Source organism: Flavicella marina, assembly GCF_009193215.1.
Lineage (GTDB): Bacteria > Bacteroidota > Bacteroidia > Flavobacteriales > Flavobacteriaceae > Flavicella > Flavicella marina.
This window is the reverse complement of record NZ_VYVA01000006.1, coordinates 159,350-173,516: the sequence shown is the minus strand read 5'-3', so window position 1 is coordinate 173,516 and position 14,167 is coordinate 159,350. Positions and strand designations below refer to the sequence as shown.

The 14,167-nt window shown below is 30.6% G+C and carries 12 protein-coding genes; 9 read left to right on the top strand and 3 right to left on the bottom strand.

Annotated elements, in window-relative coordinates:
* Nucleotides 1-3 precede the first annotated feature (3 nt).
* Nucleotides 4-1,434 carry a CCA tRNA nucleotidyltransferase gene (locus F6P99_RS12510; RefSeq protein WP_152287832.1) on the bottom strand — a complete coding sequence of 477 codons (1,431 nt, stop codon included), beginning with the start codon at nt 1,432-1,434 and terminating at the stop codon, nt 4-6.
* Nucleotides 1,435-1,593: 159 nt separating this feature from the next.
* On the opposite strand from F6P99_RS12510, the gene F6P99_RS12505 reads away from it, so the two are divergent.
* The 7 genes from F6P99_RS12505 to F6P99_RS12475 are packed head-to-tail and all read left to right on the top strand — an operon-like array spanning nt 1,594 to nt 9,374.
* The gene (locus tag F6P99_RS12505; protein WP_152287831.1) at nt 1,594-3,426 is read left to right on the top strand and encodes an ABC transporter ATP-binding protein; all 1,833 of its coding nucleotides are present in this window, start codon (nt 1,594-1,596) and stop codon (nt 3,424-3,426) included.
* A 22-nt stretch (nt 3,427-3,448) separates the two neighbouring features.
* Complete coding sequence (locus tag F6P99_RS12500; protein ID WP_152287830.1) at nt 3,449-4,243, top strand: hypothetical protein; 795 nt, start codon at nt 3,449-3,451, stop codon at nt 4,241-4,243.
* Nucleotides 4,243-5,364: a glycosyltransferase family protein gene (locus F6P99_RS12495; RefSeq protein ID WP_152287829.1), complete on the top strand. Its 1,122-nt coding sequence runs from the start codon at nt 4,243-4,245 to the stop codon at nt 5,362-5,364. Before F6P99_RS12500 ends, F6P99_RS12495 begins: the two co-directional genes overlap by 1 nt.
* Entirely contained in the window at nt 5,361-6,338 is a 978-nt protein-coding gene (locus F6P99_RS12490) for a rhamnan synthesis F family protein (RefSeq protein ID WP_152287828.1), read from the top strand. Before F6P99_RS12495 ends, F6P99_RS12490 begins: the two co-directional genes overlap by 4 nt.
* Before the next feature lie 43 nt (nt 6,339-6,381).
* A complete protein-coding gene (locus tag F6P99_RS12485) occupies nt 6,382-7,332 on the top strand; it encodes a glycosyltransferase domain-containing protein (protein WP_152287827.1) in 951 nt (316 codons plus the stop codon).
* Nucleotides 7,333-7,344: 12 nt separating this feature from the next.
* Entirely contained in the window at nt 7,345-8,361 is a 1,017-nt protein-coding gene (locus F6P99_RS12480; RefSeq protein ID WP_152287826.1) for a hypothetical protein, read from the top strand.
* Nucleotides 8,361-9,374 carry a hypothetical protein gene (locus F6P99_RS12475; RefSeq protein ID WP_152287825.1) on the top strand — a complete coding sequence of 338 codons (1,014 nt, stop codon included), beginning with the start codon at nt 8,361-8,363 and terminating at the stop codon, nt 9,372-9,374. Before F6P99_RS12480 ends, F6P99_RS12475 begins: the two co-directional genes overlap by 1 nt.
* On the opposite strand, the gene F6P99_RS12470 is transcribed toward F6P99_RS12475, so the two are convergent.
* Entirely contained in the window at nt 9,355-10,389 is a 1,035-nt protein-coding gene (locus F6P99_RS12470) for a glycosyltransferase family 4 protein (RefSeq protein ID WP_152287824.1), read from the bottom strand. The genes F6P99_RS12475 and F6P99_RS12470 overlap by 20 nt on opposite strands.
* Nucleotides 10,390-10,466: 77 nt before the next feature.
* Between F6P99_RS12470 and F6P99_RS12465 the strand changes: the two genes are divergently transcribed.
* Nucleotides 10,467-11,477 carry a hypothetical protein gene (locus F6P99_RS12465; protein WP_152287823.1) on the top strand — a complete coding sequence of 337 codons (1,011 nt, stop codon included), beginning with the start codon at nt 10,467-10,469 and terminating at the stop codon, nt 11,475-11,477.
* A 4-nt stretch (nt 11,478-11,481) separates the two neighbouring features.
* Here F6P99_RS12465 and F6P99_RS13525 read toward each other — a convergent pair whose 3' ends face one another.
* Entirely contained in the window at nt 11,482-13,641 is a 2,160-nt protein-coding gene (locus F6P99_RS13525) for a glycosyltransferase (protein WP_193316078.1), read from the bottom strand.
* Between the two features lie 84 nt (nt 13,642-13,725).
* On the opposite strand from F6P99_RS13525, the gene ruvX reads away from it, so the two are divergent.
* Nucleotides 13,726-14,136, top strand: coding sequence for a Holliday junction resolvase RuvX (gene ruvX / locus F6P99_RS12455; protein WP_152287821.1), 411 nt, complete (start codon nt 13,726-13,728; stop codon nt 14,134-14,136).
* Nucleotides 14,137-14,167: the final 31 nt, after the last annotated feature.

Sequence of the window (14,167 nt, the reverse complement as noted above, 5' to 3'; positions counted from 1 at the left end):
TACCTAATTAAGCTTGTTAAAAGTAAGTCCTAATTTTTGTCCTTTCTCAACCATAAACTGAAAACAAGGCTCGTATTCGTTCGGAATTTTACCATCTAGAATGGCTTCTTTGATAGCTTCTTTTATTTGACCAATTTCTCTACACGGCTTTAAATCAAAAGTTTCCATGATAAGTTCTCCTGAGATTGGAGGTTGAAAATCACGAACTCGATCACGCTCTTCAACTTCTTTTACTTTTTCTCGAACCACTTTGAAGTTATTATGGTATTTCTTAAACTTCGCCGGGTTTTTCGTAGTAATATCAGCCTCACAAAGCGTCATCAAACTATCTAAATCTTCGCCGGTATCAAAAATCAATCTTCGTACTGCAGAATCGGTAACATCAGTTGCTAAAACGATAGGTCTTGAGCTCAATAACACCATTTTCTGCACAAATTTCATTTTATTATTCAAAGGCATCTTCAAACGCTTGAATAATTTGAAGACCATTTTAGAACCCACGAATTCATGTGCATGAAAAGTCCATCCATTTTTTTTATCAAAACGTTTGGTAGGAGCTTTACCTATATCATGTAACAAAGCCGCCCAACGCAACCACACATCTTCCGTATTTCTAGAAATATTATCTACCACCTCTAACGTGTGGTAAAAATTATCTTTATGTTTTTGCCCTTCCACTTCATCTACTCCTTTTAAAGCTGTAAGTTCAGGAATGATTTTTTCTAACAAGCCCGTTTGTTCTAATAACAAAAAACCGATAGAAGGAACAGGTGATTCCATTATTTTTTGCAGCTCAACAATGATGCGCTCCTTTGTAATAATATCAATACGTTCTTTATTTCTTGAAATAGCATCTAAAGAAGCTTTATCAATTTGGAAATTTAATTGGGTAGCAAATCGAATTGCTCGCATCATTCGCAATGGATCATCAGAATAAGTAATATCTGGATCTAACGGAGTACGGATTGACTTTTGATGCATAGCGTCAATTCCTCCAAAAGGATCTAACAATTCTCCAAACGAATCTTCATTCAAACTCAATGCCAATGCATTTATTGTAAAGTCACGTCTATTCTGATCATCTTCTAGCGTACCTTCTGAAACCTCTGGGTTACGGCTATCTTCGGCATACGACTCTTTTCTAGCTCCTACAAATTCAATTTCAATATCCTTGTAACGCAGCATAGCAGTACCATAGGTTTTAAAAACCTGAACCTTTGGTTTATTGGGTAACAATTGAGCCACTTTTTTTGCCAAAGTAATTCCGCTTCCAATTGCTACCACATCAATATCTTTAGCAGTACCACGTTGCAAAATAAAATCTCGTACAAAACCACCAATTACATAGCTCTGTAAATTTAATTCTCTACTAGCTCGAGTAATATAAGAAAACACAGGATGCGTTAAAGCAGTTTTATAATCTATAGGATGCATAATCAATCTGTAATCACTTTTCAATTGCGCTGCAAAGCTACCACATATTCTACGCTGTACAAAATTGAAGTACAGAATAAATCAGATAATTACAAGCTTTTTATTTTTATTAACATGTGAAATAGTATCTTTGCCTCTTAACATCTGAACAAAAAATTAATGAAATATTTCAAACGTTTTCTTGCCTATGCAATTCCATACAAATGGATAGGTATCACCAGTATTTTTTTGAATGTAATGTATGCTCTTTTTTCCGCACTTTCATTCTTAACACTAATACCGATGTTGAACGTATTATTTGGAGACACAGAGAAAATATATGTAAAACCTGATTTTTTAGGCTCTGAAAGTTTGAACAAAGAGTTTCTAGAAAAATCCCTAAATTATTTTATAACGAAAAACACAGCTGATTTCGGACCAGAAAGCACTCTCACTTATATGGTTCTTAGTGTTATTGTCGTTTTCTTTTTGAAAAATATTTTTGGTTATTTCGCCGGTCTTTTCATGGTGTTTTTAAAGAATAATGTATTAAAAGATCTTAGAAATGAAATCTATCAAAAAATAATCAGCTTACCTATTTCGTTTTTCTCAACTAAAAGAAAAGGTGATATTATAGCAAGAGCTACCGGTGATTTAGGTACGATAAACGAAACTTTTTTGAACCTTTCAATTGTTATTATCCGAGAGCCTCTGAATATCATTTTTACCTTAATCTTTATGTTGAACTTAAGTGTTGAGCTCTCCATTTTTGTTTTTACATTCATTCCTGTTTCTGGATGGATCATTTCTATAATTAGCAAAAAAATCAAAAGTCAATCTGCTACATTATTTAAAGAATCTGGTAACATGCTGAGTATTATTGAAGAAACTCTAACTGGGTTGCGTGTTATTAAAGCCTTTAACTCGGAAAAATTCTTTGGAAAAAAATATGAAGATTTTAATCAAAGAATCAAAACCCTTAGTAACCAATTAGCACAGAGAAATTCTATGGCATCTCCGATGAGTGAATTCTTAGGCATCGCAACTATCGCATCTCTACTTTGGTTTGGAGGTAGAATGGTTTTGATTGACGAATCTCTAAAAGCTGGTACTTTCATTGCTTTTATGGGACTTGCCTATAACATATTAACACCGGCAAAAGCCATATCGAGTGCCAGCAATGCTGTAAAAATTGGAAACTCTGCAGCAGAAAGGGTTATTGAAATTCTCGATACTGATAACCCATTAAAAGACTCAGAAGGAAGTGAAGACTTAAAAGGGTTCAATAAAGAAGTGAAATTCGAAAATATTTCTTTCAAATACGACAAGGAATATGTCTTAGAAAATTTTTCATTAGCAGTGCCCAAAGGAAAAAAAATAGCATTGGTTGGTCAATCTGGGAGTGGTAAATCTACTTTAGCCAACCTAATCACTCGCTTTTGGGATGTTACTGAAGGTAAAATTACGATCGATGGAATCAACATCAAAGATGTCACAACAACTTCTTTAAGAGATCAAATGGGTATTGTAACACAAGACTCTATTTTATTCAACGACACAATTGCAAATAACATATCACTCGGTATAGAAAACCCAACACATGAAAAAATTGTCGAAGCAGCGAAAATTGCGAATGCGCATGACTTTATCATGGATTTACCTGAACAGTATAACAGTCCTGTTGGTGATGGTGGTGGTATGCTTTCTGGGGGACAAAAACAGCGTATTGCTATCGCAAGAGCAGTAATGAAAAACCCACCTATCATGATTTTAGATGAAGCTACTTCTGCTTTGGATACAGAATCAGAGAAACTAGTTCAAGATGCCATCGAAAACATGATGAAAAACAGAACTTCATTGGTAATTGCTCATAGACTCTCGACAATTCAAAATGCAGATTTGATTGTAGTTATGAAAAAAGGAAAAGCTGTTGAACAAGGAACTCACGATGAGCTGTTAGCCTTAAACGGAACCTATACGAATTTGGTGAACTTACAACAGTTAGAGGGGTAAATATAAACAAACAAATAACACAATGAAGATGAAACTAGGTGTTTCCTATAATTTATTTGACACTGAAGAATTATTGGAAGCTTCTATAAAATCTATCAGAGAGGAAACAAATCATATAAATGTCGTTTTCCAAAAAATTTCAAATAAGGGGCAAAATTGCTCTGAGTATTTGTTACCAATACTTGATAGACTTGTAGAAGAAAAATTAATTGACCAACTATTCGAATATACACCAGACCTAACAAAAACAGAACATTTTAATGAAACGAAAAAACGAAACATTGGTCTAAAAATTGCCAAAAAAAACAAATGCACTCATTTTCTATCAATGGATTCTGATGAATTCTATGATGTAAAACAATTGCAAGAAGCTAAAACCATAATTTCAAAAAATAAATACGATATAACCGCTGTACGTTTAACAAATTATTTCAAAAAACCAATTTATGAAATGATTTACCAAAATCAACCAGAATATTACGTATCTTTTATTTTTAAAATTAAACGTTTCAAAAAATTCAAATATAATATTAACTATCCAGTAAAAGTTGACCCCACACGCAGAGTCAGAGGTAATAAGTTCATTTTATTTGATAGAAAAGTTATTCAAATGCACCATATGACCTTGGTTCGAAAAAACATCTCTTCAAAATTAACTAACTCTAGCGCAAATGGAGTCTACAAAAACAACAACATAGAATTTTATGTTGATTATTTTAATAATTGGAAGGAAGGTAACCCTGTTTACCCACCGAGTAATTATAAAAATCTTGTAAAAATAAAAAAGGTGAAAAATAAATTTAATATTCCTATTTGATGCCTTCTATATTAGTCGCTAATAATCATTTACAGAAGATAGGTGGGTCTGAAACATTTACCTATACCTTAATTTCAAAACTTATTGAAAAAGGATATAACGTTGAATATTTTACGTTTTTCAAAGGGATTACTTCTACGAAAATTGAAAAAGATTTGAATGTAAGATTTATGAGCAAAAAGAAATACGACGTTATTTTTGCAAATCATAATACCTGTGTTAACTATTTGTATTCAAAAGGAAAAATAATTCAGACCTGTCATGGTATTTTTCCTAAATCTGAGCAGCCATCAAAATATGCTGATAGACACGTAGCAATATCACAAGAAGTAATGGATCATCTGACTAATAAAGGGTTCAAAAGCAAATTAATTTTAAATGGTATCGATTGTAATCGTTTTTTTTCTAATCACTCCATAAACTCTTCTTTAAAAAATATTCTAAGTCTATCTCAATCTGAGAGCGCAAATAAAATGATTCGTACAGCATGTGAGAAAATGGGCATACAACTGCATATTTTAAACAAGCATATAAATGCTACTTGGAATGTTGAACAAATAATCAATAAAGTTGATTTAGTAATAGGATTAGGTAGATCAGCATATGAAGCCATGGCTTGTGGTAGACCTGTTGTTATATTTGATAACAGAGAATACTCAGAGTCATTTGCAGATGGTTATGTAACAGAAAAAAACATTTCCAATTTTATAATAAATAATTGTAGCGGTCGATTTTCTAAGAAAAAATTCAATTCAGACGAACTCGAAAACGAATTTCTACAATACAATGCTAAAGACGGGGAGTTCCTCCGGGAATACGCATTGGAGAATTTAAACATTGACCTTCAAATAGTAAAATATTTTGAACTAGCCGAAGAAATACAAAATTTTAGATCTCTTAGACATCTGAAACTTAAGATTGATGATTTTTTCTTATCTACACTAAATCTTTTATACTTAATAGTAAAAGGCCCCTTTTGGTTTAATCGTTTCAACAGAAGAACGATTACATTCAAAGAATACCTACAGATAATATTAAAATGTTATAATTCAAATATCAAATTAGACATCCATGAAATCAAAGATTTTATTAGCCAATTTGACAAAAACAAAAAACAATGAAAAGATTAACGTTTTTTTCATTTTATGATCCAAAAAACCAAATTGATACATATGTCATACATTATTTAAAGGAGCTTAATTACGTTTCAGACATAATTTTTTCTGCAGATTGCGAATTAAGCGAATTTGAATTAGAAAAAATAAATCCATTTATATTAACTAGCACATGTAAATCTCATGGAGAATATGATTTTGGCTCACATAAATTAAGTTATCTAAAAGCTATTGAATTAGATATCCTAAAAAATTATGATTGGTTAATACTCGCAAATGATTCATGTTATGGGCCATTTTACAAACTAGACGCCGTGTTTCACAAAATGGAAAATAAAAACATTGACTTTTGGGGTTTCACTCACAACACGATAGATAGCTCACCTCACATACAAAGTTATTTTGTTTCTATAAATAAAGACGCATTTAAATCCGACACGTTTTCTAACTTTATTACATCAATTAAAAAAGAAAAAATTAGACGTAATATCATTTTAAAATACGAACATGGATTAACACGAATTTTGGAAGAAGATAATTTTTCATATGACACTTACTTTATCGAAAAACCAAATTCATTCTTGCATGACCCAGCAAAAGACTGGGAACTCATGATTCTAAGAGGTTTTCCATTTATCAAGAGAACCCTTTTTACAAGAAACACCTATAATCGTAAAAACCTTCATAAATATAAGAAAGTAATTCATTCAATTCATCCTAAGTATGACCTAGCTATGATTTCTGACAATCTTAAGAAGTACAAAATCATTGTTAAAAGCCATAGTCTTTTATCTTATATCTCAAAATTGATTTTTCTACCATATTTACTAATTAAAATTCCTCTTTGGCATTTAAAATTCAAAAACAAAGTAATATCTTTTAAAGAATATCGAAAAATTTTTTTCTTTTGTCTAGAGTTTGATTGGAATAAAACTGATATAAAAAACTACATTTCTAACCTGAATGAAATAATGAATTAAACTTAACGCTTGATAAAAATATTGATTTAAATATTACTCAATCATGAAACAAAAAATCGTTGTTTATACAGCTTTATTTGGAAATTATAGTGGACTTATTGAACAGCCCAAAATAGAAGGAATAGACTATATTTGTTATACTGATCAAGACCTATCTTCAAACTCTTGGAATATCATAAAAGTTTCGCCCCCCGTTCCGGGAGACAATACTCGTTCAAATAGATATTATAAAATTTTACCTCATAAACACTTAAAAAATTACGAGATAAGTGTTTATATCGACGCTAATTATTTAATCATTCGCGATTTTAGACAAAAGCTTCTTGCTAAATTGAACAACGCCTCTATGTTGTGTTTTGACCATAATCAAACCTACTTAGACCCAAGAAATTGTGCATACAAAGAATACAATGAACTTGTCGCTATTGGAGAACACCTAGGAAACTATAGAGACGACCCTAGAACGATGAAAAGTCAAATAGATTTTTTTAAATCAGAAAATTATCCACAACATAACGGACTTATATTTGCCGCAGTTTTGATACGAAAGCATCATGACAATGACTTGATTGAACTAATGGATATGTGGTGGAGTTTTGTTCAAAACAGAAGTAAAAGGGATCAATTAAGCTTTAATTATTGTGTTTGGAAAACAAATTTCACAAAATTAGAATACTTAAAAGGTGATTTGAGATCGGGAAACCCTTGGTTTTACTGGTTCGATCACAAGTTAGATTTTTCATCTGAAATCAGACAGATTAAAAGCCAGGTAGCCTTTGAAAATAAGCACTCTAAAACAAGAGTATTTATAAGGTACAACTTAAAATATATTCTAAAACACTTATTCCTAATCATTAAAATTCCAATATGGAACTACAAAATAAATAGAAGTATTATAGCCTGGAAAAAATATCATTTTTTTGTTAAATCAGCATTTAAGGGAAAACTAAAAAAACAAAGTATTAAAACACTGATAAAAAATCACACTACTTAAATTTTAAATGGAATGAAAAAAATATTATTTGCTGCACCGAATCATTTCAACTTGTACAAATCAATTGTAAAAAACTTTGAATTTTTAGGCTTCGAAGTTACATCGTTGATCATTGATGGTGAAATTAAATACCTAAACAAAAAAGATAAGATTATTAATTTTTTCAGAAAAACTTGCCTAGGAGACAAAACATACAAAAGTACAACCTTGTATTATAAATATAAAACCCTTCAAACTTCTGAAACTGTAAAAGAATTAATGTCACATAATTTTGATTATACTTTTTTTATTAGACCTGATATGTTTCCGAAAGAAGTAGTAGAAAAATTAACCAAACTTGCTAAACTAAACATTTGCTATCAATGGGATGGTTTGGATAGATATCCTGAAATTTACAATTATCAAAAATATTTCCAACGATTTTTTGTGTTCGACAAATCAGATTTGACAAAGAACCAAAACTTCTTACCATTAACAAATTTTTATTTTGACTATGATAACCCAAACAACAATACAAACTGCAGCACAGATATATTTTTTATAGGTACCTTTTTGCAGTCAAGAATGCCGAAAATAAAAACTTTTATCGAGAAATCTCAAGAGCTAAATCAAAAATTAAACGTACTTATTTATAATCAGAAAAAAAGTGTTGCGTCTCAATACCTAATTAATGGAATCACTTATATTGACGAATTTATCAGTTATGGCGAAACAATTGCACATATAAAAGACGCTAGAATAGTTTTAGACTTTAAAACAGATGACCATAATGGACTTTCATTCCGAACATTTGAAGCTATTTTTTATAACAAAAAATTAATAACAAACAACCCGCTTGTAAAAGCGTATGACTTTTACAACCCACAAAATATTTTTTATTGGGATGGCTACAATCTAGATGGTTATGAAGCGTTTTTAGAACTACCTTTTGCGCCAATTGAAGCATCGATAAAAAACAAATATAGCTTTACAAATTGGTCTAACTATGTATTAGACATTGAACCGCATCAACCAATAACTTTATTTTAATGAAAAAAATAATTCTAGGGTTACCTCAAACTTTTAGTTTATACGCTTCGATAAAAAAGAACCTTGAATTCCATGGTTATACAGTTATTGATATAAGCTACCCTAATCATGATTTTCAATATCGCAATTTTGGAGAGAGAATTACCAATACGTTCAGAAAATTATTCTTAAACGACAAACATTATAAAAACAAACTGAAATTTAAACCCTATCAAAACGAAATAACCAACAAACTTAAATCAGTAAAAAATGCTGATGCAGCGCTTTTAATCAGAGCTGATATTTATCCTGAAAAAGTAATCAAACTAATAAAATCAAAGTCCAATCAATTAATTTCATATCACTGGGATGGACTGGCTCGCTTTCCACAAATATTAGACTATATAACATATTTTGATCGCTTTTTTATTTTCGATCCTGAAGATTTTAACACACATCAAAATAACCATTTCTTTTCTTCGACGAATTTTTATTTTGATTATTACTCAAACACAAATTCGAAGAATGACGAATTTGATATTTTTTATATTGGTTCGACAGGTGGTAAAAGAGTCCAATACATTAACAACTTTATCGAAAAAACCGAACACCTCAATCTAAATAATAAATTTCTCCTACATTTCACTAATTCGGTGGATGTTCAAGAAAATACTAATATTGAGTATATTGACAAACATAAAACTTATGATGACAACATCAGTTTTGTAAAGCGAAGTGCTATAATATTTGACTTGGTAAGTGACTCACATCAAGGACTTTCCTTTCGGTTTTTCGAAGGATTACAGTTATCAAAAAAACTAATCACAAACAACCCTAGTATTTCAAAGTATGATTTCTACCATCCAAACAATATTTTTATCTGGGATGGAGAAAGCTTAGAAGGTTTCGAAGATTTTTTAAAGCTTCCTTATCAAGAAATACCTAAAGAGGTAAAGGAAAAATATTCTTTTAAGAATTGGATTAAATATCTTTTAAATGAAAAACCTTACACCGTTATTGACATACCTCGTTAAGTACGGATAAATACACTTCTTCATAGTGCTGCGCTGTTTTTCCCCAAGTGAATTGATTAGACCAAGCTATAATTTTATTTTTCTTATCAGAATCATTGTCGTAATCATTCATCCCATTAGTAAAAACATCTTGCATATGCTTTTCATCAAAAGAAGTAAAATAATAAGCTTCAGCCCCTCCTATCTCTGGAAGGCTTGTTAAATTCGAGCAAAACACGGGTTTACCAAATCTCATCGCTTCAATTACTGGCAATCCAAAACCTTCAGACAAAGAAGGAAATAAAAATGCTCGACAATTTTCATAATACCAATTCTTATCATTTTCAGATACAGGTCCGACCAACTCTAATTTATCCATAACACCAAGTGCTGTTGCTTCAGAAATAATTGAATCTAAATAATCTTTATCATTTTGATTACCAGCAACAACAAGTTTGTATGGCGAATTAATCAACAAGCACAACAAAACATGAAAGTTTTTTTTCGGAACAACTGTACCAATTGTAAACAGGAAAGGCTCTTCTGATAATACCTTCTGTTTCTCAAGATTTTTTTCAGGTGTTTTTGTACCATTATAAATCACTTTTATCGGTGTACCTTTCAAATCAAGAAATTTCTTTACATCTTCTAAAACATAATTTGAGATAACCACTATAAAACTCGATCTATCAATCAGCCTTTGCACTTTATTTAAACGTTTGTCTACCTTTGATTTAGATTTATCTGCATATAAAAAATTGAGGTCGTGAATTGTCAAAACAACGGGAACATCACTCTGCGGTAAATAATTAGTATCTTGATGTGTCGCATGCCAAATATCAATATTCTTGACAGGTACGTCTAAATATTTATGATACCATTTAGGCTTAATTGTGCTAAATGTTGTAGTACCAAAATATGAATATTTAAATCCATCTTTAAGAGCTAAAACCAACTCATTACAAAAGGTAAACAAACCAATATTTTTGTATTTCATTCTTTCTATATCGATACATATGGTAGGTTTTCTTTTCATTTTATCATTTCTTTAGCCACACAAACTTAATAATATTTAAATAATTATATTACTTTTATTAAACAAAACACAACTTGATGAAACCTCGCATTATTATTGGTTTACCACAATCTTTTGAAGTAAACAGTCTCATACAAAAGAATCTAGAAATATTGGGATTTGAAGTCATCAACATCTCTTATCCAGAACACAAAAAACTAAAAAAAACTTTCACGCAAAACGTGATATATATTTTCAGAAAACTAGTTTTAGGAGACAGAAATTATAAAAGCATTTTAAAATTTGCCCCGTATAAAAATAATATCATCAATCAAATAAATTCCATCAACGGGAAAGTAGAATACACTTTATTGATTCGAGCAGACATTTACCCCTTAGACATTATCTCTAAACTAAAAGAGAAATCAAATTCTCTCATCACATATCATTGGGATGGTTTACATCGCTTTCCGGCCATCAATAAAATGATTCCATATTTTGATCGATTTTTTATTTTTGACCCCAAAGACTTCAATCAAGGCTACTTACCCACTACTAATTTTTATTTCGATTCTGAATCTGATTCTAGTGAAATCAAACTTGATTTTGATCTATATTTCATGGGGTCATATATCACGCAAAGAATGCCGATTATAGAAGATTTCATCAACAAAACTAGATATCTCAATCTAAACTCCAAATATTATATTTACTGTACCGACAAAAATAAAACTAACAAATATAAGCAGGAAGAAATCAACTATTTATCGACCCATATTAGCTATTCTGAAAACATAGCATATATAAAAAAATCAAAAGTCATTCTTGATTTTTTAAATGGTACACATCATGGTTTATCTTTTCGAGTTTTTGAGGCCATTCAATTCGACAAAAAATTAATAACGAACAACAAAGAGATAAAAAAATACGATTTTTACAACGAAAACAATATTTTTATTTGGAAAGGAGATAACATTTCTAAACTAAAATCATTTTTATCAAGTGATTATATCATTCAAAATGAAATAAAAAGAAAATACGCCTTTAGTAACTGGATTCAATACATTTTAGACAGGCAACCCAATATTCCAATTTCACTCCCTCGTTAGTCAACTACAACAACTCTTTATAAACTTTCATAATATTTTCAGCAATTTGTTCATCGTTAAACTTTTGAACAAAGCGATATCCTTCAGCGACCATTGAATCACGCAACTTATTATCAGTTAACACTTCCGATATTTTTTTTCTCAATTGCCTATAATCATCAGGAGCAACATAAATTGTAGCCGGACCTCCTGCCTCTGAGAAACAACTTCCTGTACTTGTAATTACCGGTGTCTTGCTATAGAGGGCCTCTATAATAGGAATTCCAAACCCTTCAAAAACACTTGGGTACACAAATAAACCCGCCATTTGGTACAACGCAACTAAGTCGTCTAGAACCACGTTTTCTAAAAACAGTACTTTATGTTCGATGCCTTTTCGTTGGATGTAGTTACAAACTTTTTGATAGTATTTTGTTTTAGCCCCTACAACAACCAAAGTGGTATCTAGTTTTCTGATTGCTTTTACCGCTAACAATAAGTTTTTCCTTTCTTCAATAGTTCCAACATTCAAAATAAAGTTTTTCGGTAGCTTATAACGTTTACGCACTTGTAATTTAAAAACATCAGAAACAGACGCTTTAAATTTCTCATGACAACCTTGATAAACAACCCTTATCTTTAAAGGATCTGCTTTTAAGAACTTTACAATATCTCTTTTTGTTTGTTCTGTGATAGCAATAACAATATCTGCACTGTGAACTGCATAATAAAATTTTCTGAAATGAATTTTTCGATCCATGTACGAATATAGTTTTGGATATCTTATAAAAATCAAATCATGAATCGTAACTATACTTTTGATATTTGCTTTTTTAAGTCCTCTCGGAACCTCTCCGGATAAACCATGAAACAACTGAATTTTATCTTCTTTCAACTGTTTGATTACAGGTCCTTGTCTCCAAATAGAAGAATATCTTTTCCAAAACTTTGAATTCGGAAGCACTTCAATAATATTCTTTTTATCCGCTAACCGATCAATTCTTTTTTCTTTCGGATTGTATAAAAAATACTTATTCTCAGAAAAAAAACGTGTCAAAATAGAAACCAAATCTCTACTATAATTTCCTAAACCTGTTGTGTTATGGTAAATTCGTTTAGCGTCAAAACCGATTCTAATCTCATTGCTATCAACAATAACTTTGTTTTTAAAAAAGTTTCTAGAATAAAGACTCAACCAAGTAGAATTTTTAGTTGCAGAAATATAATAAGTGATCATGTTTTTCAACAGAGTTGTTTGCAATCTCATTTTAGGTAAAAAGAAAAATAACATTCCCAACAAACCACCTACAAACTTGCTTATCAAAACATATAGCACCAACAACGATTGAGTAAAGAGTTTTGTGGGTCCTTCAAAATAATTGCAAACATAAATATGCCGTGAAATCAACACATGAGATCTAGTCATGGCAGAGATCTTAACATTAATCCTTGAAGCTCCTCCATGATTGTGTATAATATTCACATTACGTAATAAAGCAATCTTCTTACCGATATCTGTCACTTTTTTACACAAATCAACATCCTCAAAATACATCCAATAATCTTCATTCCAACCTCCAACAGTGATAAAATCATCTCTTCTAATCAAAATCAAAGAACCTGAAACCCAATCTGGAAAAATAACAGCTTTTGAATCCTGATATTTTTCTTGAAGTATTTTTTTATTGAAAATTCTATAGAAAGCACGAAACAATCCGAACAAAACCTTAGTATTTGGAAAAAATCGTATTTCTTTTTCTTTATCACCATTTTTGTTTAATTGCGTACAAGAAACGATTCCATACTCCGGATTATTTTCAATTGCCAACAACATTTTTTCAAATGCTTCTTGATTCACAATAGTATCAGGATTTAAAAACATCAGAAAATCTCCAGTTGCCAAATTTGCTCCATAATTACATCCGTTGGCAAAACCGTTATTACCTGTATTCCCGACAATAGAAACGGAATCAAAACGTTTTTGAAACTGAGCCCTATCTTCAGTCATTAAATCATTATCAACAACAATTACCTCAATCGAAAATTTTGCAGAATCAATAGCCAATATAGAATCTAAACATTTTTCTAGATGCCTCCAACTTCTATAATTCACAATAACAATTGATAAAAGCTTACCTGATTTATTTGTAGTGTTTATTTTGATTTGTTCCGTTGTTTTTTCCACAAAACAAATATATATATTCATTTAAAGAAACTTCATATTCTCGAGGTTTTATTTAAATTTACATCGGACTGTAAAATGAAAATCATGGGAAAAATAATGGCATTAGATTTTGGAAAAAAAAGAACAGGTATTGCTGTTACAGACGATTTACAAATCATAGCATCTGGACTTACCACCATTGAAACACCGAAATTACTTGATTTTCTATCGAAATACACAAACGAAGAAACTGTTGAGTCTTTTGTTATTGGCAAACCCAAACAAATGAACAATACGGATTCAGAAAGTGAAGTACTCATCATAGAATTTATAAAAAAAATAAAAGCTAGATTTCCAAAAATCCCTATCGTTAGAGAAGATGAAAGGTTTACATCAAAAATGGCTTTTCAAACAATGATCGATAGCGGACTCTCTAAAAAGAAAAGAAGAGATAAAGCATTAATCGACGAAATCAGTGCTACTATTATTCTTCAATCTTATTTATATTCTAAATAATTTTCTCTTCGTAAATAAGTTTTAAAACACT